20 protein-coding genes are annotated in these 24,123 nt (G+C 68.7%); 9 read left to right on the forward strand and 11 right to left on the reverse strand.

Translation table 11 applies throughout. The features are described from left to right. The first annotated feature begins 70 nt into the window (after nt 1–70). The 6 genes from OHT21_RS02085 to OHT21_RS02110 are packed head-to-tail and all read left to right on the forward strand — an operon-like array spanning nt 71 to nt 6,907. Nucleotides 71–1,246 carry an ABC transporter ATP-binding protein gene (locus OHT21_RS02085; protein ID WP_328766423.1) on the forward strand — a complete coding sequence of 392 codons (1,176 nt, stop codon included), beginning with the start codon at nt 71–73 and terminating at the stop codon, nt 1,244–1,246. Nucleotides 1,247–1,250: 4 nt separating this feature from the next. Continuing rightward, nucleotides 1,251–2,990 (forward strand): ABC transporter permease, encoded by a 1,740-nt coding sequence (locus OHT21_RS02090; RefSeq protein ID WP_328766424.1) that lies wholly within the window; start codon nt 1,251–1,253, stop codon nt 2,988–2,990. After that, on the forward strand, nt 2,987–3,814 hold the full coding sequence (locus tag OHT21_RS02095) for an SDR family NAD(P)-dependent oxidoreductase (RefSeq protein WP_328766425.1): 828 nt from the start codon (nt 2,987–2,989) through the stop codon (nt 3,812–3,814). Before OHT21_RS02090 ends, OHT21_RS02095 begins: the two co-directional genes overlap by 4 nt. A gap of 38 nt (nt 3,815–3,852) precedes the next feature. Beyond that, nucleotides 3,853–5,055 (forward strand): acyl-CoA dehydrogenase family protein, encoded by a 1,203-nt coding sequence (locus OHT21_RS02100; RefSeq protein ID WP_328766426.1) that lies wholly within the window; start codon nt 3,853–3,855, stop codon nt 5,053–5,055. Further along, complete coding sequence (locus OHT21_RS02105) at nt 5,052–6,122, forward strand: phosphotransferase family protein (RefSeq protein WP_328766427.1); 1,071 nt, start codon at nt 5,052–5,054, stop codon at nt 6,120–6,122. The genes OHT21_RS02100 and OHT21_RS02105 overlap by 4 nt, the downstream gene beginning before the upstream one ends. Before the next feature lie 32 nt (nt 6,123–6,154). Next, the gene (locus OHT21_RS02110; RefSeq protein ID WP_328773934.1) at nt 6,155–6,907 is read left to right on the forward strand and encodes an SDR family NAD(P)-dependent oxidoreductase; all 753 of its coding nucleotides are present in this window, start codon (nt 6,155–6,157) and stop codon (nt 6,905–6,907) included. 19 nt (nt 6,908–6,926) lie between these two features. Here OHT21_RS02110 and OHT21_RS02115 read toward each other — a convergent pair whose 3' ends face one another. From OHT21_RS02115 to OHT21_RS02140, 6 genes are all read right to left on the reverse strand, one after another. After that, the gene (locus OHT21_RS02115) at nt 6,927–8,228 is read right to left on the reverse strand and encodes an MFS transporter (RefSeq protein ID WP_328766429.1); all 1,302 of its coding nucleotides are present in this window, start codon (nt 8,226–8,228) and stop codon (nt 6,927–6,929) included. A gap of 258 nt (nt 8,229–8,486) precedes the next feature. Next, nucleotides 8,487–10,523: a right-handed parallel beta-helix repeat-containing protein gene (locus OHT21_RS02120; protein ID WP_328766430.1), complete on the reverse strand. Its 2,037-nt coding sequence runs from the start codon at nt 10,521–10,523 to the stop codon at nt 8,487–8,489. 39 nt (nt 10,524–10,562) lie between these two features. Then, nucleotides 10,563–11,798: a mandelate racemase/muconate lactonizing enzyme family protein gene (locus tag OHT21_RS02125; protein ID WP_328766431.1), complete on the reverse strand. Its 1,236-nt coding sequence runs from the start codon at nt 11,796–11,798 to the stop codon at nt 10,563–10,565. A 1-nt stretch (nt 11,799) separates the two neighbouring features. After that, nucleotides 11,800–12,627: a carbohydrate ABC transporter permease gene (locus OHT21_RS02130; RefSeq protein ID WP_328766432.1), complete on the reverse strand. Its 828-nt coding sequence runs from the start codon at nt 12,625–12,627 to the stop codon at nt 11,800–11,802. After that, nucleotides 12,627–13,613 (reverse strand): carbohydrate ABC transporter permease, encoded by a 987-nt coding sequence (locus tag OHT21_RS02135; RefSeq protein WP_328766433.1) that lies wholly within the window; start codon nt 13,611–13,613, stop codon nt 12,627–12,629. The genes OHT21_RS02130 and OHT21_RS02135 overlap by 1 nt, the downstream gene beginning before the upstream one ends. A gap of 4 nt (nt 13,614–13,617) precedes the next feature. Beyond that, on the reverse strand, nt 13,618–14,883 hold the full coding sequence (locus tag OHT21_RS02140) for an ABC transporter substrate-binding protein (protein ID WP_328766436.1): 1,266 nt from the start codon (nt 14,881–14,883) through the stop codon (nt 13,618–13,620). 144 nt (nt 14,884–15,027) lie between these two features. On the opposite strand from OHT21_RS02140, the gene OHT21_RS02145 reads away from it, so the two are divergent. Then, nucleotides 15,028–15,798 carry a FadR/GntR family transcriptional regulator gene (locus tag OHT21_RS02145; RefSeq protein ID WP_328766438.1) on the forward strand — a complete coding sequence of 257 codons (771 nt, stop codon included), beginning with the start codon at nt 15,028–15,030 and terminating at the stop codon, nt 15,796–15,798. A gap of 119 nt (nt 15,799–15,917) precedes the next feature. Here OHT21_RS02145 and OHT21_RS02150 read toward each other — a convergent pair whose 3' ends face one another. Then, on the reverse strand, nt 15,918–16,340 hold the full coding sequence (locus OHT21_RS02150) for a secondary thiamine-phosphate synthase enzyme YjbQ (protein ID WP_328766439.1): 423 nt from the start codon (nt 16,338–16,340) through the stop codon (nt 15,918–15,920). 129 nt (nt 16,341–16,469) lie between these two features. Here OHT21_RS02150 and OHT21_RS02155 point away from each other — a divergent pair, with 129 nt between their 5' ends. After that, on the forward strand, nt 16,470–17,555 hold the full coding sequence (locus tag OHT21_RS02155; RefSeq protein ID WP_443050613.1) for an NAD(P)-binding domain-containing protein: 1,086 nt from the start codon (nt 16,470–16,472) through the stop codon (nt 17,553–17,555). Nucleotides 17,556–17,573: 18 nt separating this feature from the next. Here the strand turns inward: OHT21_RS02155 and mltG are convergent, their stop codons facing one another. Then, nucleotides 17,574–18,407: an endolytic transglycosylase MltG gene (mltG, locus tag OHT21_RS02160; protein WP_328766441.1), complete on the reverse strand. Its 834-nt coding sequence runs from the start codon at nt 18,405–18,407 to the stop codon at nt 17,574–17,576. Nucleotides 18,408–18,450: 43 nt separating this feature from the next. Then, nucleotides 18,451–20,250: an ABC transporter ATP-binding protein gene (locus OHT21_RS02165; RefSeq protein ID WP_328766442.1), complete on the reverse strand. Its 1,800-nt coding sequence runs from the start codon at nt 20,248–20,250 to the stop codon at nt 18,451–18,453. A 94-nt stretch (nt 20,251–20,344) separates the two neighbouring features. Here OHT21_RS02165 and OHT21_RS02170 point away from each other — a divergent pair, with 94 nt between their 5' ends. Next, nucleotides 20,345–20,794, forward strand: a complete 450-nt coding sequence (locus OHT21_RS02170) for a MarR family winged helix-turn-helix transcriptional regulator (RefSeq protein ID WP_328766443.1) — start codon at nt 20,345–20,347, stop codon at nt 20,792–20,794. Between the two features lie 65 nt (nt 20,795–20,859). Here OHT21_RS02170 and OHT21_RS02175 read toward each other — a convergent pair whose 3' ends face one another. Together OHT21_RS02175 and OHT21_RS02180 are read right to left on the reverse strand one after the other, a co-directional pair. Then, nucleotides 20,860–22,320: a cation:dicarboxylate symporter family transporter gene (locus OHT21_RS02175; RefSeq protein WP_328766444.1), complete on the reverse strand. Its 1,461-nt coding sequence runs from the start codon at nt 22,318–22,320 to the stop codon at nt 20,860–20,862. 144 nt (nt 22,321–22,464) lie between these two features. Continuing rightward, a complete protein-coding gene (locus OHT21_RS02180) occupies nt 22,465–24,093 on the reverse strand; it encodes a peptide-N4-asparagine amidase (protein ID WP_328766445.1) in 1,629 nt (542 codons plus the stop codon). Nucleotides 24,094–24,123 lie beyond the last annotated feature (30 nt).

Here is a 24,123-nt window from a genome sequence, read left to right on the forward strand (position 1 = left end):
GTGCACAGCAGTGTGGGCACCCATACCAACGGTGCCCACTCACTCGATCTTTGGATGTGAGGAGTCCCCCGTGTCCCACGTGCGCATCGAGGGTCTGACGAAAAGGTTCGCCGGCAAGCCGCCGGCTGTCGCGGTGGACGACTTGTCGCTGGAGATCGAGCCGGGCGAGTTCATCGTTCTGCTCGGCCCGAGCGGCTGCGGGAAAACCACGACTCTGCGCTGTCTGGCCGGTCTGGAGACGCCCGACGAGGGACGCATCTCGCTGGGCGACCAGACAGTGCTGGATGTACGGGGGAAGGTCAACCTCCCTCCGAACAAGCGTCGGATCGGGATGGTGTTCCAGTCGTACGCGCTGTGGCCGCACATGACAGTGCGCCGCAACATCGGATATCCCCTGAGAACCAGACGGGTGCCTCGTGAGCAGGCGCGGACGCGGATCGAGGAGGCGGCGGAGCTCGTCGACTGCGCCGCCCTGCTCGACCGCTATCCGGCGCAGCTCAGCGGCGGCCAGCAGCAGCGGGTCGCCCTGGCCCGCGGTCTGGCCGCCCAGCCCGACCTGGTGCTCTTCGACGAGCCGCTGAGCAACCTCGACGCCCGGCTGCGCGACCAGGTACGCGCCCAGCTGCACGAGCTGCACGCACGACTGGGCTTCACCGCCGTGTTCGTCACCCACGACCAGAGCGAGGCGCTGGCACTCGGCGACCGTCTGGCGATCATGAAGGCGGGGCGGATCGAGCAACTGGACACGCCGGAGCGGGTCTTCGAGGAGCCGGCCACCGAGTACGTCGCCGGCTTCATCGGGATGTCGAACCGGCTTCCACTCCTGCGTCAGGGCGAGGGATGGGCCCTCGCCTCCTCATCGGGCGCCGACGGCCAGGCGGGTGCGGCAAGCCAGACCGTGGTGGACGAGCTCCCGGTGCCCCGCTCGCACAGCGAGGTCGCCGTGCGGCTGCGCCCCGACGACCTTCAGCTCTGTCCCGCCGAGGAGAAACCGCCGGCCCACAGCGTCGGCCTCCCGGCTGAGGTCGTCGACGCGCAGTTCGGCGGGCGTCACATGGACGTGGTCGTCACCGTCGCGGGCAGCCGCCTGCACGCGCAGGCGCCGCTGACCGGCAAGCCATGGGCCCGAAGTCTGTCGCGCGGGCAGCGGGTGACCGCCTGGTTCGCCAAGGACGTGGCCATCTACTACGACGCCGACGGGGTACGGACAGCCGGGCACACCCCCACCGCGGCAGTGGGAGCGTGACGTCGTGGCCGCACCCGCCGTACCCGCCCCCTCCCCCACGACGACACCACCGCACCCGGCCCCGCCGCATCCGACGGTGCTGACCCGTGCGCGGCGCCACCTGCCACGGCTGGGCGCGCTCGCCTTCCTGGCTGCCATCGGCTACCTGGTGATCGCTCCGCTGGTGGGCCTGCAACGGCTGGCCTTCGAGGACGACGCCCGTGGCTACAGCGCCGCCTTCGACAGTCCGGACATGGCCGAGACGCTGCGCACGACGGCCGGTATGGCGCTGGGTTCGCTGGTCATCGCACTTGTCCTCGGCACGTTCCTGGCCTGGGCGGCGACCCGCCTGCCACCCCGCCTGCGGCTGCTTCGCGTCCTGCCCGTCCTGCCCATCGTGGTCCCGGCCGTGGCCGCGGTGACCGGCTGGGCGTTCCTGTTCTCGCCGCGCCCCGGCTACCTCAACGCGGCGCTGCGCAACCTGCCCTGGTGGGACCATCTCGACGAAGGCCCCGTCGACATCTACACGCTGCCGTGGATCGTCCTCATCACCGGCTTCGGCCTGACCGCCTTCGTCTACCTCTTCGTCAGCGCCGGCTTCGGCAACATCAACGCGGAGCTGATCGAGGCGGCACAGGTCAGCGGCTCGTCACCGGCCGGTGTGTTCTTCCGGGTGACGCTGCCACTTCTGCGCCCGGTCCTCGTGTACGGCGGCTTCGTGGCCCTGCTCCTCGGACTCGGCCAGTTCACGGGCCCCCTGCTGCTCGGCAGGAACAACGGCGTCAACGTCCTCACCACGGACATGTACGTCGCCGTGTCGCAGAGCCCGGTCGACTACGGCAGGGCCGCCGCGATCGGCTCACCCCTGCTGCTCTTCGGTATCGCCGTCGTGCTCTTCCAGAAGGTGATCCTCGGCGACCACAGCCGCTTCGTCACACACGGCGGCAAGGCGTTCCGGTCCGGCGGACGGCCGTCGTGGGTGGCGGTCACCGGCATCCTCCTCTACGGCCTGGTGGCGCTGGCGCTGCCGCTTGGCGCACTCGTCGTCGTATCGCTCTCCGCCTTCTGGAGCGGCAGGATCCAACCGAGCGGGTTCACGCTCGACAACTTCAGGCGCGTGTTCCAGGAGTCGGGGATCACCGACGCGATCGTCAACAGCCTCGTCACCTCGGTCATCTCCGTCGCCATCGCGCTGCCGCTCGGATTCATCGCCGCCTCGCTGCTGCTCAAGGGGCGCCGGTTCCGCATCATCCGGGCCGCGGTCGACTTCATCGTGGCGATGCCCCTCGGAATCCCCGCAGTGGTCTTCGGCGCCGGCTTCCTGCTGACGTACAGCCGCGAGCCGTTCATCCTGTACGGCACCCGAACGGTGATCGTCCTCGTCTACGTGACCCTGATGCTGCCCTTCGCCACCAGGATGCAGTTGTCCGGAATGGTGGCACTCGGCGACACGTACCTGGAGGCCTCGCGTACCAGCGGCGCGGGCGCGCTGCGGACCAACACCGAGATCGTGCTGCCGCTGCTGCGCCCGACACTCGCGGGTGCCGGAGCCCTGATGTTCGTGCTGCTCACCCACGAGTTCACCGCGTCGCTGCTGGTACGGGCACCCACGACGCAGGTCATGGGCACCATCCTGTTCGACTACTGGGCCAACGGTTCCTATCCGCTGGTAGCGGCGATCGCGCTCGTCATGACGCTGGTGACATCCGTGGGCGTCTTCGTCGCCATGTCCGTCGCGGGCTCCGACATCTTCGAGAAGCTGTGAGCAGGGGCAGGGACATGGGCATGGGCTCGCTCGACGGCAAGTCGGTCCTCGTGACGGGCGCGGGCCAGGGCATCGGACGGTCGATCGCCGTGGAGATGGCCCGCCAGGGCGCGGCGGCGGTCGCGGTCGCCGACCGGAACGAGGCGACCGCGGCCGAGACGGCCGACCTCGTACGCGCCGCCGGGGCCGAGGCGGAGGCAATCGTCTGCGACCTGCGCGACCGCGACCACATCGAGGCGATGGTGGCCCGCACGGCGGAACGGTTCGGCGGGCTCGACGTCCTCGTCAACAACGCCGGCGTGATCGAGGCCACGCTCGTGGACCGCCCGGAGGACCGCGCGGTCGACACGCTCCCAGAAGAAGTCTGGGACGCGGTCTACGAGGTCAACCTCAAGGCCGTCTGGCTCACGACGAAGTTCGCCGCGCCCCACCTGCGGCGCTCCACCCGTGGACCCGCGATCGTCAACACGGCCTCGGTGTCCGGGCTCACCGGTTTCCCCCTGGCCCCGGCGTACGGCACCACCAAAGCGGGTGTCATCCACCTCACCAAGGTCACCGCTGTCGATCTGGCGCCGGTGCGCTGCAACTGCTTCTGCCCCGGCGTCATCGAGACGCCCTTGGCGCGGGACTTCTTCGAGGCGGCCGACGACCGCGACGCCATGGAGCGGGAGTTGACCGCGCCGCAGCTCGTGCGGCGGCTCGGGCGGCCGGCGGAGGTGGCGAAGCTGGCCTGCTTCCTGGCCTCCGACGACGCGGCGTTCATCACCGGCACCTCGTACGTCATCGACGGCGGGGCGCTCGCGTGGCGTGGGGTCAGGGAGTGACCTCGTACACCACCAAGCACAGGATCGAGAGGGGCCGAATGGCCATCGAGTTCGACATCGACCGGGACGTCGCCGACATCGAGCGGCGGACCGCCGACTTCGTCCGGGACACCGTTCTGCCTGCGGAGGAGGACTGCCACGGGGACGTGCACGCGGGCCCCGAACCCCTGCGGCGCGGGCTGCAGGAGGCGGCTCGCGCAGCGGGGGTGTTCGCTCCCCATGTCTCGCAGCGGTGGGGAGGGCTCGGTCTGGATCTGCGTGGTCAGGCGGTCGTCTTCGAGGCGGCGGGATATTCGCTGCTGGGCCCTCTGGCCCTCAACTGCGCGGCGCCGGACGAGGGCAACATGCATCTGCTCGAAGTAGTCGCCACCGAGGAACAGAAAGCTCGCTTTCTCGCTCCCCTGGCGGCCGGTGAGACACGGTCGTGCTTCGCGATGACCGAGCCCTCCCCCGGCGCCGGCTCCGACCCGCGGGCGCTGGCCACCACGGCGGTCCGCATCCCGGGCGGATGGCGGATCAACGGCCGCAAGTGGTTCATCAGCGGGGCGGACGGGGCGGCGTTCGCCATCTGTATGGCGCGCACCAGCGGTGAGCCCGGTGATCCCGGCGGGGCGACGATGTTCCTGGTCGGCGCCGACAACCCGGGCATGAAGGTGGTCAGGAACATCGGCACGCTGGACCGGGGCCTGTTCGCCGGTCACAGCGAACTCGCCTTCGACGACTGCGAGGTGACCGACGACGCGGTGCTCGGCGAGGCCGACAAGGGATTCGAGTACGCACAGGTGCGTCTCGGGCCCGCCCGGCTGACGCACTGCATGCGGTGGCTCGGGGTGGCCCGCCGGGCGCAGGACATCGCCCTGGACCGGGCCGCCACGCGTACGGCCTTCGGTGGGCCGTTGGCCGAACTCGGCATGGTGCAGCAGCAGTTGGCGGACTCGGAGATCGACATCGAGACGAGCCGGGCGGTGCTCTGGCGTGCCTGCTGGGAACTCGACCAGGGCAGGCCCGGCGCCCAGCACACCTCCATCGCGAAGACCTTCGTGTCCGAGGCCGTGGGCCGGGTCGTGGACCGCGCGGTGCAAATCTGCGGGGCACTCGGCATCTCGGAGGACGCGCCGCTGGCCTCCCTTTACCGAGAGGTCCGGCCGTTCCGCGTCTATGACGGGCCGTCGGAGACCCACCGGTGGGCCATCGCCAAGCGCGCGGTCCGGACGGCACGGGAGCGAGGGGGTGCGCGGTGACGGCGTCAGCTCCCGGGAACGCCACCGGCGACGCCACCGTGGCCGGGGTGGACCTGCCCGCGCTGCGGCGCTTCTTCGAGCGCGAGGTCCCGCAGTGCTCCGGCCCCTTGGACATCCGCCTGCTGCTCGGCGGGCGCTCCAATCTCACGTACCTCGTGACCGACGGCACCCACCGCTGGGTGCTGCGCAGGCCACCGCTGGGCACGATCACACCGACCGCGCACGACATGGACCGCGAGTACCGGGTCATGGCCGCGCTCGCCGCCACCGACGTCCCGGTACCGCGGACCGTGCTCTCCTGCACGGACGAGTCGGTGATCGGCGCGCCGTTCACCGTCGTCTCCTTCGTCGACGGCGACGTGCTGCGGGACGGTGATCAGGCGGCCGGACTGTCCGCCGACGACGCGAGGCGGTGCTCCGAGGCGCTGGTCGACCAACTGGCCGCGCTCCACGCGCTCGATCCGTACGAGATCGGCCTGGGCGGCTTCGGGCGCCCGGCCGGATACCTGGAGCGGCAGGTACGGCGATGGCGCGGCCAGTGGGACCGGGTCGCTACTCGCGAACTGCCCGAACTGGGCGCGCTCCATGGGAAGTTGGAACGCGGACTGCCCTTGGTGCGGGACGACGGTTCCGCTCCGGCTGTCCTGCACGGGGACTACCGGCTGGACAACGTCATCCTGAGCGCCGACGACCCGGGGCGGATCGCCGCGATCGTCGACTGGGAGATGGCCGCACTCGGCGATCCGCTCGCCGACCTCGGCCTGCTCCTCGTGTACTGGGATCCCGCCTGCGAGCCGGTCCTCGGCGAACGGCACGTACCGGCGGCTAACCCGGGCTTCCTCTCCGCCGCCGAGCTGGCGGCACGGTACGCGGCGCGATCCGGCCGCGATGTCTCCGCGCTGCCGCTCTACCAGGCCCTCGGCTACTTCAAGCTGGCGGTCATCGCGGAGGGCATCCACGCCCGCCATCTCGCCGGACGCACGGTCGGCCCCGGCTTCGACCGGGTCGGCTCGGCGGTGCCCGCGCTGCTGCGCTCCGGTCTGTCGGTCGATGTGCCACGTATCTGATGTGCCGCGTATCTGAAGGGGTGTGAGCAGTGGTGAGCGAAGACCGGCTCTCGGGAAGGGTGGCGCTGGTGACCGGTGCCACCGGAGGCATCGGCGAGGCGATCGCGCGACGGCTGGCGGCCGAGGGCGCGACCGTCGTGGTCACCGATCTCGACGCGGACAAGTGCGAGAAGCTCGCCGAGGAACTGCCGGGCGGCGCCCTGGGGTTGCGCCTGGACGTCACCGACGAGACGGCATGGGAGACGGTCGTCGCCGAAGTGACCGACCGTCTGGGAAGCCTGTCGGTGCTGGTCAATAATGCAGGGATCGCCTCGATGGGCACGGTCGAGACCGAGACCCGGGAGACCTGGGACCGGGTGATCGGGGTGACACAGACCGGGGTGTGGCTCGGCATGAAGCACGGCGGTCCGGCCATCGAGCGCTCCGGCGGCGGCTCCATCGTCAACATCGCCTCGATCTTCGGTACGGTCGGCGGCTTCGGTGCCCAGTTCTCGTACCACGCGGCCAAGGGCGCCGTACGGCTGATGACCAAGAACGCGGCGCTGCACTGGGGCGGGCGCGGTGTGCGGGTCAACTCGCTGCATCCCGGTTTCATCGAGACGCCCCTGTCGCGGGAACTGTGGCAAGGCACACCCCGCCTCACCGCGATGATCGAGGGCACCCCGCTCGGCCGACTCGGCTCGACCGAGGAGGTGGCTGGCGCCGTGGCGTTCCTCGCCTCGGACGACGCGGGTTTCATGACCGGCTCGGAGCTGTACGTCGACGGGGGCTGGACCGCACGCTGAACCGCTGAAGCGGCCAGCCTCACACATCCTTGCGGACAGTGAGCAGGGCGCCGATTCCGATCAGGCAGACCAGCATGACGAAGAACGCCGGGGAGAGCAGGTTCCCGGTCCGCTGGACCAGGAAGGTCGCGATGTACGGAGCCGTGCCGCCCGCGAGGACGGTGCCGATGTTGTAGCCGATCGCCATCCCGGTGTAGCGGACCCGGCGTTCGAACAGATGCGGCCACAGACTGGCCGCCGGAACCTGCACGAACGCGCTGCTCAGCATGAAGAGCATGTAGGCCAGCCCGGCCAGGGCCAGACTGCCCCGACCCATGAGCATCATCGCGGGATAGGCGGTCACGAGGAATCCCAGCATCCCGAACAGCAGGATGCGACGGGAGCCGAACCGGCCGGCGAGCCATCCGGCCGGGACCATGAGCAGCACGGTGCCGAGCACGACGCCCGCGCTCAGCCAGAGGACCTGCGTGGAGTCGTACCCCAGGTCGTTGGTGAGATAGATGCCGATGTACGTCAGGCCGAGGAAGATGGCGCCGCCCTGCGCCATGGACAGTCCGATGGACTGCAGCAGCGCCGCGCGGTGGGTGGACAGGACCTCCCGGATCGGAGCCGTAGGGATGTCGGCGCGCCGTGCGGCCTCCTCGAACTCCGGGGTGTCCTCGATCCGCAGCCGCGCCCACAGGCAGAACAGCGTGAGCGGCACGGCCATCAGGAAGGGCAGCCGCCAGCCCCAGTCGGCCATCTGATCCTTGGTGGCGAGCGCGGAGATCACGCCGGCCGTGGCAGCGGCGAACATGAACCCGAGGTTGGACCCGATGGGTGTGACGGCACCCAGGAAGGCCCTCCGCTGCGGTGGTGCCGACTCGTAGATGTAGGTGTAGGCACCGACCGACTCCCCGCCCGTGGAGATGCCCTGCACCAGCCGGGTGAGGAGGAGCAGCACGGCGGCGGCCACACCGATCTGACCATAGGTCGGCAGCAGTCCGGTGATGCTGCTGGCGACTCCCATGCACAGCACCGAGGAGACCAGCGCCTTTCGGCGCCCCCATCGGTCGCCCAGCCATCCGAAGAAGACGCCGCCGACCGGCCGCACCACGAGGCCGGTGGCGAACACGGCGAGCGCCGCCAGAAGCGAGGCGGCCGGATCGTCGCTCGGGAAGAACTGAGGAGCGATCACTACGGCGAGATAGCCGTAGACGCTGAAGTCGTAGTACTCGATCAGGGTGCCCAGGCTCCCGGCGAGCATCGCGCGGCGCACGGTTCGCGGTTCGTACGCCGCTGACTCCTCCCCTGATTTGGTGGGCTGCTGAGTGGCACTCATCCTCCGGCTCTCCTTCCCACGGCACGGTCCCGTACCGTGCCGCCGCCGGGGACGCTACAGAACTGAACTCAGTACAGCTAGCCCTAGCACGCGAGGTTCCGGAGATTTGAATCGGATTCAGTTCTACGACTCGCGCCGCACCCGATGCGTGCGCAGGTGCGGCGCGAGGGCGCGGCCGGGTGTCGTCCGCCTGTGTCGGTGACGGTGACGGCGATCAACAACGGTCAGGTCACCATGTCGACATGGCCGTCGGCACCCTCACTCTTCGGTGCGACCGCGCTTCGGGTCGGCCGCGCCCGCCTTGGTCATGATCTCTCTGGCCTCTGCGGGGATGTTGTCGCTTGTGAAGATGGTGTTGTCACGTACGACATTGCCGCGCTCGCCGTCGACGAGGCCGGTGATGTTGGGGTTGGTCGCGTAGTTATCGATCAGGGTCTGATCGCCGGTGAGGTTGCTGTTCTGGTTGTTGGCGTGCGCCCACTGGCCGGCGGTGTTGAGGAAGACGTTGCGGTTCGCGGTCATATAGCGGGATCCCTCGTCGAAGTACAGGCCGAGCTGCCCGCTCTTCTCGCAGAAGTTCTCCTTGATGGTGCCCTTGGGGTTTGCGGAGAGCGTGTAGATGCAGCCGGCGTCGAACAGCGTGTGTACGACGTTGCTCACGTGGTTGCCCACCACGTCGAGGTCCGTCAGGGTCGTGGGCGTGTCGTAGATCGGCTGGAAGTCGTACAGTCCGCGGGCGATGTACTCAGGGCTGCCGCCCGGATCGTTGGCGCCCCATCCGTAGCCGATCCCGATGCCGCTGTACGGCATGTCGGAAACGTCGTTGTGCTCGATGGTCAGCCGGGTGGCGTAGCTGGCGAAGATGCCGTCCTGGTCGAGGTACTCCAGCGCCGTGGAGAAGATGCGGTTGTCGCCGATCAGGATGTCGCGGTTGGTCATGCGCTCGTCCGACGGGTGGTGCGCGTCGGGACGCACTCCGCCGACCACGATGCCGCCGCCGGCGCTCGCGGTGAACGTGTTGCCGGTGACGGAAATGTTCCGCGCACCCAATCCGACGCCGGTGGCGTGTGCGTTGGCGTCGTTGCCGACGCCGAGCCCGACCGAGCCGAGGTTGACGAAGCGGTTGTCGGCGAAGGTGATGTGGTCCGCCGCCGATACCTGCACGGCCGCGGGCGCCTGTGCCCAGTTGTTGCGTGCTCCCTCAAATCCCCGGCAGCCGACCGCACATGACGTGAAGGCATCGGCGGGCCGGTGGGGCTGCACGCCGGTGATGAACGCGCCCGTCTGCTGGTTGGCGTATCCGTTGGGCGAGCTGGGGTGCAGCCACGTGGTGCCCGTGAAGGTCATTTTCTGGAACCGGAGGTCATGGGCCGGCTCGTCGTAGGTGCCGCCGACCTCGAGCAGCGTTTCCATGCGCGGCAGCTCGACCTGTGCGCTCTCCAGGTCCTGTCCCTCGAGAGGCTTGTAGTACAGCGTTCCGGCCGTCGTGTCCAGGTACCACTCTCCGGGCTCGTCGAGGAAGCTCTTGGAGTTCAGCAGCCACAACTTCGGCGTCCGGAACGGGGACTGGATGGTGTCGTATCCGTAGGTGTTGTTGTCCCAGGCGGGTTGCTGCATCACGACCCTGGAGCCGGAGATGCTCTCCACGGGCGCGAAGCGGTTGGTGAACGACAGCATCGCCTGGAGTTCGATGCGCTTCTGGTCGGGCAGCGTGGCCAGGTGATCCAGGTCCGGGTTGTCGAGGGTGAAGCCGGTCGGGTTGAGCGAGATGTCGGACCGGTTCAGCGCGAGGCGCGCGCGCTGTGCCGGGACGCCGTCGACGTAGAGCTGACGGGTATCGAAGCCGGTGCCGACCTGTGCCTTGTAGATGCCCTTGTCCGGGTCGTCGAGTTCCCAGTCGGTGACCGGTTCCGCGCCGCTCACCACGGGCTTCGCTCCGGGCATGGCCTTCCAGGTCACCGTGTGCCCGTCGCGGCCGGAGTCGGCTGCGCCGAAGCGCAGCGGCGAGGTGAGCCGGTGGGTCCCGCTCAGGAGGTTCACGGTGACGTCGCCGTCGCCTCGGGCAGCGAGGACCCGTGCCCGACGCTGCGCCTCCGCCAGGGTCTTCAACGGCCGGCTGACCGTGCCTGGCCCGTGGTCGCCGGCGCGCGGAGCGCCGGTGGGAGCGACGACGAGTCTGTACCCCTTTGGAGCAGCGTGTGCGTCGGAGGGCAGGGCGGCGAGCAGTCCGGCGGCCAGGGTCGCGGCGGTCGCCACGACGGACGTTCTTGTGGGCCGTGCGAGGAGCGAGTGCATGGCTACGTCCTTTCTTCGCGGTGGGGTGGTCCGGGCCGGTCAGGGCCCAGCGGTGCGCGGTACTTCGTTGACGGGATGCGGTACGAGGAACCGGGGAGAATCGGGGTGGTGCTGCTGCGTGCCGGTGTGGCGATCGGTTGCTGTGAGCAGTCGTCGTCCCGCGTGGTCGGGCCGGATGCCGGGACCTTCGGGTGCGGCTGTGTGCTGTCGCCCTGACGCCGTTATCGCTTCCTCGTCGACCTCGATGCCCAGGCCCGGCGAGTGACCGAGGACGAAGGCACCGTCCTCGACGTGCAGGTCGAGGGAGAGGCCGAGGGGCGGCTGGAGGTTCTGCAGCTCGGCGGCCATGAGGTTGGGCACGGACGTCGCGGCGTGCAGGAGCGCCACGGGAGTATCGCCGATCGGGCTGACGGGCAGGTCGTGGGCGTGAGCCAGGGCGGCTACCCGAAGAAAGTGGGTCACGCCCCAGACCGCTGCCGTCTGGACGATGTCCACCGCGTCCCGGGCCAGCAGCGGCCGGTACTGCTCAAGGCCGCTGAGGTTCTCCCCGCTGGCGACCGAAGCCCGGATTCCCCGTCCGACGGCAGCCATTCCTTCGGCGTCCCAGCGCCGGACGGGTTCCTCGACCCAGGTGAGGTCCAGCGTGCGTTCCAGCTCCCCGACGTGACGGACCGCCTGCTTGCGAGTCCAGGTCTCGTTCGCGTCGAGCATCAGGGCCGGCCGCGCCCCCCGTCCGGCCTCGGTCAGGACCTCCCGTACGAGGGTCAGTCGGTCGCGGTCCCGCTCGACGTCCAGGCCGCCCTTGAGCTTGGCCGCCCGCAGGCCGTGCTCGGCGTAGGTCTGGTAGACGTGGGCCAGTTCGTCGTCGCTCAGGGCGATGTCGAGGGCCGATGCGTAGGCGGGGACCCTCCGGTCGCCTCCCCCCAGAAGGCGCCACAGCGGTTCGCCCGCCGCTTTCGCCTTGATGTCCCACAGGGCGGTGTCGAGGGCACCGATGGTTCCGAAGAGGGCTCCGGCGTGGCCGGCCTTGAACGTGTGCCGCAGCATGCGGTCGTAGAGCGCGGTCACGCACCGCGGGTCCTCGCCGTCGATGGCGGAGAAGACGGCGTCCACTTCTATGTGAGGTCCCAGTCCGACGCCGGTGATGCCCGCGTCGGTGTCCACCAGGATGATCGGCACCGGAGTGATCCCGTCGGCGTAGACGCCGTTGGCATCACCGATGGGCCGGCCCCATTCATGGACGGTCGTGAGGGTGCGAAACCCGGTTATCCGCATGTCAGCCCTTCGTGGCACCGGCGGTGATCCCGTCGGCGATCTGGCGCTGGAAGAACAGGTAGAGCACGAGGACCGGCAGTGCGGCGATCAGCACCCCGGAGGCGAAGGTGGGGATGTCGTCGGAGTACTGACCGCGCAGTGACGTGACTCCGACCATGAGGGTGCGGTGTTCGGGGGACGGCATCATCAGCAGGGAGATGAGTACGTCGTTCCAGCAGAACAGGGCGTTGAGGATGCCGACCGACAGCAGAGCCGGGCGGCCGATCGGCAGCATGATCCGCCGGTAGACGCCGTACGTCGTGTTCCCGTCGATCCTGGCCGCGTCCATGATCTCGCCCGGGATCCCGGAGTAGTAGCTCGTCATCAGGAAGATCGTGAACGGGAGGAACTGCGCGACGTAGGCGAGGATCAGCCCGGGATAGGTGTCCATGAGGCCGCTGTCCGCCATGACCCGCGCAAGCGGGACCATGATCACCTGGAACGGGATGAACAATGCCGCGAGAAAGCACAGGAACAGGGCCCGTGAGCCCCGGAACCGCAGATGGCTCAGCGCGAACCCCGCCATCGAGCCGATTAGCAGCAGGAGGGCGACCGCGGACGCCACCACGATGACGGAGTTGGCGAAGTACCGCCCGAGGCCCACACTCGTCCATGCCGTGGCGATGTTGTCCCAGGACAGGGAACTCGTCAGGGAGAACCGGTCGAGGATGTACTCGTGCCGGGTCTTCATGGCGACGTTGGCGGTGAACACCAGCGGGTAGATCGTGGCCACTGCCAGGGCGGCCATCGGGACGGCGATCACCCACACACGCAGGCGCACGCGGCGCATCAGTGCTCCCTCCCCGCGCGGCGGAGCAGCGCGATCTGCGCGAGCCCCACCACGAGCATCAGGAGAAAGAGAACCGTCGAGGCGGCCGAGGCGAGCGCCGGCCGGTTCATCTCCCCCTGCTGGACCCAGATGTAGTACTCGGGCAGATAGGTGGACCCCTCCGGGCCGCCGCTGGTCATCACGTAGAGCAGGCCGAACATGGACGTCAGCATCCCGATCATGGTGGTGACGAAGACGAACTGAATGGTGCGGGACAGGCCCGGGACGATCACGTGCCAGATGACCTGGGGCAGCGACGCGCCGTCGACCCGTGCGGCGTCGAGGAGTGTGGCGTCCAGAGTGGAGAACCCGGCGAGGAAGACGACCAGGGCCATCCCGAACGTCGCCCACACGTGAACGCCGACCACCGTGAACATGGCGATGTCCGGATCGCCGAGCCAGTCGACGGGGTCGATGCCGGTGTTCCCGAGAGCCGCGTTGAACGGGCCGTCGAAGGCCAGCAGCAGGTTGAAGATCGCACCGACGAGCACCGGAGAGAGCACGGCCGGAAAGAAGTAGACGCTGCGGTAGATCGGGTGCCCGGGCACGCGCAGATAGATGAACGTCGCGAGCAGGCCGGGAATCGCCACCGCCACCGGAAGCAGCAGCACGAGCAGTCCGACGTTTTCCAGGGCTGTGCGAAAGAGCGGGTCCCGGAACAGCTCCGCGTAGTTGTCCAGGCCAACCGCTGTCCCGTCGCGCTCGCCGTCGCCGGTGAAGGAGAAGTTGACGCCCATGAGCAGCGGGACCAGGCGGAACGCCACGACGATCGCAATGGCCGGGGCCAACAGGACGTAGGGCGCGAGACGTTCGGCACGCTGCCCACTGATGCGCCGCGGGGTAGGCACCCCGGGATCCGTACGGCGCGTGCGCTGCCCGGCCTGTGTCTCGTCGGTCCGCCCGGTCTCGGCCGGGCGGACCGACGAGGGCGAACCCCGGAGCGGCACGGGTTCAGCCCTTCCGGTCGGAGTCGGCCAGCTTCTGCAAGGCGTCGTCGACGCTGGTCGATCCGCTCAGGATCTGCTGGGACAGCCTTCCCATCAGATCCAGCGTCTTCGAGGACAGCGCGACGTGCAGTGCGGGTTTTCCGGTTTTGATCTCCGACACGATCGTGGTGAGGGCCTGGCCGCCGCCCGACACGTCAAGGGTGCTGTCGGATGCGACCGCGCCGGCGTCGGCGTAGAACGCCTTGAGAGCGTCCTTCGACGTCAGGGAGCGCACCAGGTCTGCGGCCAGTTTCGGCTTCTTCGTCCACTCGGCGACCCCGTAGCCGATACCGCCGTCGTACGGAAGGGCGGGGTCGGCTTCCGAGTTGACGAGCGGAGCCCGCATCACGCCGATGTCGTCCGGGTCCAGGAACTCGCTGAAGTCCTTCCAGTGGCCCACGTCCGACATCAGCCCCACGATGTGGGCGGCCTCGCCGGACTGGAAGCGGGCGAAGGCGTCGTTGAACAGCGCGGTCGAGTTGGCCCCGTCGTTGTTCAGGCCGGCGTCCTCGGCCTCCTTCCAGAGCTCGAAGATCTGTCGCACATGGGGTGAGTTCCAGTCCCGGTTCCCGGCGATCCAGTCGTCGTACTCCTGCGGTGTGAGGACGCCTGGCCCCAGTCCCGAGAGGAAGAACTGGATGCCGATGCCCTCCTTGTTCCCGAGGGAGAGACAACTGGCCTTGGTCTTCTCGGCGATGGCCTTGCAGTCGTCGAGGAACTCCCGCCACGTCGTCGCCGGCTGTTCGGGGTCGAGCCCGGCGTCCTTGTAGAGGGCCTTGTTGTAGTACACGGGATGCCCTTGCAACGTCACCGGCGCGGCATAAACCTTGCCCTGCGCGGTGAAGGCCTCCCAACCCGCCAGCCGTTTCCTGTCCTTGGCCACGTAGTCGTCCAGGGGCAGAAGAGCGTCCGTACGGTCGCGTATCTCACCGCCGCCGTTGAAGAGCATGACGTCGGGGCCCTTGCCGGACTGAATGGCCGTGCCCAGCAACGTGTAGTACTGGTCGAACGGCTGGGCGACGAACTCCACCTTCACATCCGGGTGCTTCTCGGCGAAGTCGGCTTTCGCCTGCTTGATGTAGGAGGCGGCCGACTCCTCGCCGGACTTCCAGTCCCAGACCACGAGCTTGTCGTCCGCGGAGTCGGAAGAGGAGCCGGATCCCGCGCTGCCGCAGCCGGACAGCGTCATCGCCGCGACCAGGACGGCCGCCCATAGTGCTCGCCGCTTCATGCCGATCACTCTCCGTTGCCTTGCGGGGACTCTCCGCCCGCCGATGACCCGGAAACGTAACTCGTATGACGTATGACGTCAATGGCTGTCGCGTATGATGGCGCCTCGAGTCGCCCGCGTGGTCGCGGGACCACGGAGGAAGCCATGACGGCAACACAGCCAGCAGCTGAGAGCAGTTCGGCACCTCCCGCCTGGGCACGACGGCCGACCAACCTTGCGAAGGCGGTCACAGCCGAGTTGGTGGGGCGCATCGTTCGCGGGGAGCACCCGCCGGGGACGCCGCTCCCGCCCGAGCCCGCTCTCTGCGAGGCCTTCGCGGTGAGCCGGACCGTCATCCGGGAAGCCGTGAAGATCCTGCAGGAGAAGGGACTGGTGCAGGTCCGCCAGGGGGCCGGCACCATGGTGACCGCCCCGGCGAAGTGGAACATGCTCGACGAGCACGTCCTGGCGGCGAGCATCGACCAGGACGAGAGTCTGCAGCTCCTCGACGACCTCGTGGTCACACGGCGGCTGTTGGAGTCCGACATGGCGCACATCGCCGCCCGGCTGGCCACTCAGGACGTCGTGGATCAGCTGCGCACACTGGTGGACCGGATGGACGAACTCGTGGACGACCACGTCACGTACGCGGAGCACGACCGCGCCTTCCACGACGTCATCATGCAGGCCTCGGGAAACCGCATCGCCCGTGGGGTGATACGCGCACTGGAGAGCCAGGTCGTCAACACCGCGCGGTACATGGGCCGGCCCGAGCGCGCCATGTGCATCGCGTCCAACCGCGGCCATCGCCGCGTGTACGAGCGCATCGCCGCCCACGACCCGAGCGGTGCGGCCGAGGCGATGTTCACCCACATCACCGAAGCCTGGCTCGTCCGCCGCAGCGCACCGGGCGACCCGGTGCGGCTGGACCGTTGACGGGCGCCACCGGCGGCACCGCATTGCGGGCGGCGCCGCCGGTGGCGCCCGGCCTCATCCGCGGGCCGGGCGCCGATTGTCCTGGCCGTTACACGTCCAGAGGATGCGCGCCGATCGGTTCAGCCAAGGAACGACAACCGGACCTGCCTGTCTGGATTGTCGCGGTTCGTATCGACCAGGCACACCGACTGCCAGGTCCCCAACGCGAGGCGGCCACCCAGCACCGGCAGCGTGGCGTGCGGGGGTACGACCGCGGGGAGTACGTGGTCGCGGCCGTGGCCGGGGCTGCCGTGGCGGTGCTGCCAGCGGTCGTCGGCGGGGAGCAGGGTGTGGAGGGCGGCGAGGAGGTCGTCGTCGCTGCCGGCTCCGGTTTCGATGATCGCGATTCCGGCGGTGGCGTGGGGCACGAAGATGTTCAGCAGGCCGTCACGGTCGCCCGCCGCCTCCCCGAGGAAGGCCTCGCATTCGTGGGTGAGGTCGACGATCCTCTCCGTGGAGCCGGTGGCGACGTTCAGTACGCGGGTGGTGAAGGCATCGGACATGGGTCAATCCTGGCGCATCAGTTCCGTGCTATCCCCAGCCCGTACGTCTGATCTGGCTGGAGTTTGTCGCGCGTGGGCGCCGACGGGAAGATCCCGCTCTCCGGTTGAGTTAGTAGAAGCGTGAACGAAATCGGGGCACAAGACGCGGCACGAGAGATCGACGTGGTCGTCATCGGTGCTGGGCAGGCCGGACTGTCCAGCGCCTATCACCTGCGGCGCACCGGCTTCGAGCCGGAGCGGGACTTCGTGGTGCTGGACCATGCACCGCAGCCGGGCGGCGCATGGCAGTTCCGGTGGCCCTCGCTCACGTACGGCAGAGTGCACGGGATGCACTCGCTGCCCGGCATGGAACTGACGGACGCGGACCCGGTCCGCCCGTCCTCCGAGGTCATCGCGGAGTACTTCGACGCTTACGAGCGAACCTTCGACCTGCGCGTACGGCGCCCCGTCGACGTGCGGGCCGTACGCGAGGGCGAGGGCGGGCGCCTGCTGGTGGAGACCTCGGCGGGGACCTGGTCGACGCGGGCGCTGATCAATGCGACGGGTACCTGGGACCGGCCGTTCTGGCCCCGCTATCCGGGCCAGGAGACCTTCCGGGGGCGGCAGTTGCATACGGCTCAGTACCCCGGCCCCGAGGAGTTCGCCGGGCAGCGGGTCGTCGTCGTGGGCGGCGGCGCCTCCGGCACTCAGCATCTGATGGAGATCGCGCCGTACGCGGCCGAGACCACATGGGTGACGCGGCGACCGCCGGTCTTCCGCGAGGGACCCTTCGACGAGGATGCGGGGCGGTCCGCAGTCGCGCTCGTGGAGGAACGGGTCCGGCAGGGACTTCCGCCCCAGAGCGTCGTGTCGGTCACCGGGCTGCCGCTCAACGACACGATCCGTCAGGCGATCGACGACGGCGTCCTGGACCGCTTGCCGATGTTCGACCGGATCACTGAGGACGGCGTGGAATGGGACGACGGCCGTCGCGTGGACGCCGACGTCATCCTGTGGGCGACCGGTTTCCGCCCGGCGATCGACCATCTGGCACCCCTGCGGCTGCGAGAGCCGGGCGGTGGCATCCGGGTCGAGGGGACGCGTGCGGTCGCCGATCCGCGCGTGCATCTGGTCGGGTACGGGCCGTCGGCCAGCACCATCGGCGCCAATCGTGCCGGGCGCTCGGCGGTACGGGACATCCGCCGACTGCTGGTTCAGGTGCCGGTCGCCGCATGAGGTCCGCCGAGCCGGGGCTCAGCGGGACGCGGACGCGCTCTGGCGGTTCCGGTTGAACTCCGCGACGTTCTTCTGGTGTTCGGCGTAGTCGTCCGTGAAGCGTGTGTCGCCCGGCTTGACGGTGACGAAGTACAGCCAGTCGCCCTGCGGTGGACTGACTGCGGCGCGCATCGCGTCCTCGCCGGGGTTGGCGATGGGCGTGGGTGGCAGGCCCATGCGCTGGTACGTGTTGTACGGGCTGTTGAGCTTTGTGGCGCGCTCGCTGGTGCGGAGCGTGCTGCGGTTCAGCGCGTAGTTGATCGTCGAGTCCATCTGAAGGGGCATACCGCGGGCGAGGCGGTTGTAGATGACGCGCGCCACCTTGCCCATGTCCGCCTTGGTGTCCGCCTCGGCCTGGACCATGCTCGCGACGGTGACGGTCTGATAGACGTTCATGGCGTTCTGCTCGGCCCCGGCGGTGACCGTGCCGCCGCTGAACTTCTTGTTCGCCGTATGGACCATGTACGAGAGCAGGGACGCCGGAGTCGACTTCTCGTCGATCGGATATGTGGCCGGGAAGAGGTAGCCCTCGGGATTGCCGCTCGCGTCCTCGGGGAGCTTGAGACGGGCCTTGTCCAGGGACTTCTCGGTGGTGCCCGCGGGCAGGGCAAGGGCCTTGTCGACGGCCTTGTACACCTGGCGGGCGCGCCAGCCCTCCGGGATCACCACGTGCTGGGGCCCCTCGGCTTCGTCCGTACTCAGCAGCGGCACCGCCACGGCGGTGGCCGCTACGACGGCTCCGGTCGCGATGAGGGCGATCCGGCCTCGGCGCGTCAGTCGAATCGTTCTCCGTGGCGGAGTCTGGGTCTGCATGCGGGCACGCTAACCCGCATAAGGGTTCAAACCCGGCATATCTTCATCTTGTTGGCTCCAGTTGGGCGTCCCGGCGCACCAGTGCGGCGTAACGGCCCTCGTGCTCCAACAGCTCCTCGTGCGTGCCGCGTTCGACCGCGCGCCCGGCGTCCAGGACCACGATCTGGTCGGCGCCCCGAATGGTGGACAGCCGGTGGGCGATGGTGAGTGTGGTCCGGTTGGCCGAGAGGGCGTCGATGGCTTCCTGAACGGCGCGCTCGGTGCGGGTGTCCAGGGCGCTGGTCGCCTCGTCGAGAATCAGTACGGGCGGGTCGCGCAGGATCGTGCGGGCGATGGCGAGGCGCTGCTTCTCCCCGCCGGAGAAGCGGTGTCCGCGTTCGCCCACCATCGTGTCGTACCCCTCCGGCAGGGACGCGATGTGGTCGTGGATCTGGGCGGCCTTCGCGGCGGCGTGCAGTTCTTCGTCGGTGGCGTCCGGCTTGGCGAAGCGCAGATTGTCGGCGACGGAGGCGTGGAAGAGGTACGTCTCCTGGGAGACGACGCCGACCGCGCGCGCGAGGGTGTCGAAGTCCAGGTCCCGTACGTCCACCCCGTCGAGCGTGACCCGGCCATCCGTGACGTCGTACAGCCGTGGCACGAGATAGCTGAGCGTGGACTTTCCGGAGCCGGTGGCTCCGACGACGGCGAGGCTGCCGCCTGCGGGGACAGTGATGTCTATGCCGTCCAGTATCGGCGCGCTCTTGTCGTCGTAGCGGAACTCGACGTCCTCGAAGCGGACTTCGCCCTTGATCTGGTCGAGGTGGACCGGGCGCTCGGGCTCCGTGATGTCGATGGGCAGGTCGAGGTACTCGAAGATGCGCTGGAACAGGGCGAGCGAGGTCTGGATCTGCACACCGGTGGACAGCAGGCTGACGGTCGGCCGGAACAGGCCCTGCTGCAGCGAGACGAAGGCGACAAGCGTGCCGATGGAGACGGCGGGTCCGCCGAACTGCATGGCCAGCCCCGCGGTCCAGTAGATGACGGCGGGCATGGCGGCCATGACGATCGAGATGACGGCCATTCGCCAGCGTCCCGCCATGTTCGACCGTACTTCGAGGTCGACGAGACCCTCGGACTCATCCGCGAAGGACCGGGTGAGCGAGTCGGAGCGACCCATGGTGCGGCCGAGCAAGATGCCGCCGACGGACAGCGATTCGGTGACGGTAGCGGCCATCACGGCCATCTGTTTCTGCCGCTGAGTGGTGATCTTCTTGCGTTCGTTGCCGACTCTTCGGCTGATCCAGACGAACAGGGGCAGCAGGAGCAGCGAGACGACCGTCAGCCGCCAGTCCAAGGCGACCATCGCGACGATCGTGGCGATGACGCTGGTCAGATTCGAGACCAGCGAGGTGGCCGTCGAGGTGACCGTGGCCTGCATGCCGCCGATGTCGTTCGCGATACGCGACTGGACCTCGCCCGTGCGCGTTCTGGTGAAGAAGGCGAGCGACATGCGCTGCAGCCGGTCGTAGACGGCGGTGCGCAGGTCGTGCATGACGCGCTGCCCGACCGTCGTGGAGATGAGGGTCTGCAGCACGCCGAAGACACTGGTGAGTACGGCACTGAGGATCATCCCGAGCGCGAGCAGGCTCAGCAGGCCGGTGCGACCCTGCGGGATCGCGGTGTCGAGGATCTCCTTCAGCATGAAGGGGGTGGCGACGGAGACCAGCGACGCGGCGCCGACGAGCAGGCCGACGACGGCGAGTCGGCCGCGGTAGGGATGGAAGAGCTTCAGGATGCGGCGCACCTGTCGCGGCTCTCCGGGCTTGGCAGGTGGCGGGGTCCAGGTGAGTGTGTCGGAAGGCATGGGCTCCTACGGGATGTGAGACGAAGTCGACTGATGGAGCGTAGCTCATTGTTACCTATACTCACAATGCACAACGTCCTGATATTGTTCCCGCATGAACACCCCCGACGCCGACGGCGTGCTCGCCGAGCAACTGCTGCGGCTGACCCGTCGTGTGCACCGCATCCAGAAGCGTCATCTTCAGGAGCGCGGGCTCGGTATCACTCCGGCCCAGTCACGGCTGCTGCGCACCCTCGCGCCCTACGCCTCTCCGCCGCGCATGGCCGATCTGGCCGAGCGTCTGGAGGTCGTGCCCCGGGCCGTGACGACGCTGGTCGACGGCCTGGAGGCGAGCGGCAAGGTGCGTCGCGTACCCGACCCGACCAATCGCCGGGTGATACGGATCGAGCTCACGGACGACGGGCGCAGGGCACTGCGCGAGCTGCGCGGCGCGCGCCGGGCCGCGGCAGAGGACATCCTGGCTCCGCTGACGGACGAGCAGCGCAAGGTACTGGGCGGGTTGCTGGACACACTGGTCGACGGGATGCCCGCGGTGGAGGACTGAACAGAGCATGGCCCGGCGTGCGGTGCACGTCGGGCCATGCTCTCTCAACTCACGTAGCCCGCAGGCTACTTGGCCGGAGCCTTGACCTCGGCGCCCTCGGGAGCCGTGCTCTCGACGGCGGCACCCTCGGGAGCCTCGTCTTCAGAGGAGGGCTTCCCCGTCCCCGACGCGCTCTCGGACGCGAGCGTCTCCTTTTTCGGCGTGTTCTCGCCGGCCTCGTCTTCCTCCACGAAGGCGATCTCACCATCGAGCATCTTCTTGGCCCGCGCCGTGTCCAGCGCCCCCTCCCACTTCGACACCGCGAACACGGCGACGCAGTTGCCGAGCAGGTTGGTGACGACGCGCATCGAGTCCATGATGCGGTCGACGCCGAGCAGCAGGGCCACGGCCCCGGCGGGGATGGCACCGAGCGAGGAGGCGGTCGCCGACAGGGCAAGGAAGGCCGAACCGGGAATGCCTGCCATGCCCTTGCTGGTCAGCATGAGGACCAGGACCACGGTGATCTGCTGGCTCAGGCTGAGGTCCACGCCGACGGCCTGCGCGATGAACAGCGTGCCGATGGACAGGTAGATCGAGGCGCCGTCGAGGTTGAACGAGTAGCCGGTGGGCAGCACCAGACCCACGGCGTCGTCGCGGGCGCCCGCCTGGCGAAGCTTCTGCATCATGCGCGGCAGGACGGACTCGCTGGAGGCGGTGCCTAGCGCGAGCAGCATCTCCTCGCGCGTGTAGCGCACGAACTTCCACAGGCTGAGCCCGGTGACCAGCTTCAGCGCGACGGCGAGCAGCACGAGGAAGATCGCGGCGACGGCGTAGCAGAGGATGATGAGCTTGCCGTACGTCTTCATCACGCCCAGCCCGTACTCCCCCACCAGGTGGACCATCGCGCCGAACACGGCGAGCGGGGCCAGCTTCATCACGAAACCGACGATCGCGAAGATGACTTCCTGGGCCTGCTCGATGGCCGGCAGGATCTTGGGAACCTTGGTGTGGCCGAGGTGCAGCAGCGCGGCGCCGACCAGACAGGCCAGCACCAGCACCTGGAGCAGCGAGTTCTCGGCGAACGCTCCGACCGCGGACTGCGGCAGCGCCTCCAGGATGAACTCGGTCGTCGACGGCAGCGAGCCGCCGGCGGTCTTGTCGTCGACCGCCGAGGTGTCGAGCTGCGACGGGTCGACATTCATGCCGGAGCCGGGGGCAACGACATTGGCGGCGATCAGGCCGATGAGCAGGGCGGCCGTGGACGCGACCTCGAACCAGATCAGGGCCTTGAGCCCGATCCGCCCGAAGGCCTTGAGATTGCCGGCCTTGGCGATGCCGACGACGACCACGCAGAACACGAGCGGCGAGATCACCGTCTTGATGAGCCGGATGAAACCGTCGCCGAGCGGCTGGAAGGTTGTGGCCGTGTCGGGCCACAACCTTCCGACAACGATTCCGAGCACCAGGGCGACGGCGACCTGGGCGAACAATGAGGTACGCAGTATGCGTGCGACGCGTCGCGTAGGGGACGGTACAGACGGCGGCACGGGCACTCCTCCGAACGAGACTTCTGGGATGCGGAAAAGCGCTTCCGCGTCGATCACTATCGGGGGAGTTTGCTACCGCGGACAACGCCCGTGTCACGTCCATGTAAATGATGGAGGGTGTGACACGTCACACAGGCTCTGGTCTCAGCAGCGCTCGCGGTCCTCGGTGACCATCCCCTGCACAGTGATCACACTCCGGTCGTAGCAACCGCCCTGTCCGTACAACCGGTAGCGCTCACTCGTCGTGCCGACCGCATGCCGCTGGTCGCGCGGCACGTTCGCCGTATACGTCGCGTCGCCCGCGTAGCTGTCATCGAGCCGGTACCAGTCGGTGCGCCGACTGCCGCGCGTCTCCACGACGGCGGCCCGGTCCCCCAGCGACATGACGGTCCGCAGCCGGTCGCCCGCGCCGAGGGTCGTGGTGCCGTCCATCGTGTACGTGCGGTGCGTGCGGGTCGACCTGGCCGGTCCGCGTCCGTCGACGGCGACCGTCTCGTCGTCGGTCCAGTTCGCCTCCAGGGCGTCGGTGTTCTCGCCGTCGGTCCAGCGGTGCAGGGACGTATGGGCGAGCGATCGCCTCACGGTGGTCGTCACGCGACCGTGCGAGGTGTCGACGTACCCGGAGACGGTCAGCCCGTGGCCGGCGTCAGTGTCCAGCCGGTGCTCTGAACCAGGCGTGTACGTCGAGGAGTTGGCGAGATTACCGGCCTTGTGCGCGGTCAGCTTTCCGGTCACCTGCCTGCTGTGGGCATCCTGCTGGACAAGGACGTTCACCGGGGCACTCCAGCCGGACTGCCCCTCCGGAACACCGACCACCGAGACCTCGATCCGGTGCGGACGGCCGTCGTTGAGCAGCCCCGCGAACGGTGTCAGGTCGTATTCGATGGGCTTGATGTCGAAGGCGCGGGGCCCCGGAATCACGTACCAGAGGAAGGGATTGGACCAGCCGCCGGTCCACACGGTCGGGAACGGCGTGGCGATGCCCGCCAGTTGGCCGTCGACCTTGATCTGCACCTCGCGGTAGGGCCCGTCGTCCGCCTTGCAGGAGTACGGCGCGGCATCGGGCACCGTCAGATACCAGTACTCCTCGCAGCCGCCGCCGGAACCCGTGGCGTACACCTCGGCGACGATGCGTTCGCTGTTACGGGGCGTGGTGAGTGTGCCGTCCTGGAGAGTGAGGACGCGGTCCGGGGTGGTGGCCGCGAGCCTGCCCTCGTAGAAGGTCAGCGTCACCTTGACGTCGATGATGCCCGTGTACGTGTCGTCGACGACGTTCCCGATGAGCATCTCCACGTCCTGGCTCTGCCGGAACGTGTCGCTGTATCGGGTGACGTCCTTCTCCACAGACCACTCGATGCCGTCCGGCGAGGGCTGCGGGGTGGACGTACGGAAGACCTCGACTCCGCCGATGTGCAGATAGCCGAGCCGGTCGAACTGCCGTCCCTTCACCTTGCCGTCGAGCCGCAGCACGACCTTGCTCCATCGGTCGCCGCAGCCGCGCGGGGGTGCGTACGTGCCCTTGTACGGCGTGAAGTCGCGGAACTGAGCTTCGGCAACGGTGATGTCGCAGGACTTCGCGTCGTCGGGTCGGGTGACGGGCGGCGCGGCGGTCAGGGGGTCGTGCCAGTCGGTGCCGAACTCGGCGGGCGGGGCGGGGAGTTCGGCGGCGGGGGCGTGGGATGGGGTGGCGGCCGGGGCTGGGGGCGCGCCGAGGAGTGTGCTCGCCACGAGGGTCACCCCGGCGAGCATGGACATGATGATCCGTCTTCTCATGGCCGGTGTTCTACGGGGAGTTGGAGCTGC

Origin of the sequence: Streptomyces sp. NBC_00286 (assembly GCF_036173125.1) — a bacterium.
In the GTDB taxonomy this organism is placed as follows: Bacteria; Actinomycetota; Actinomycetes; order Streptomycetales; family Streptomycetaceae; genus Streptomyces.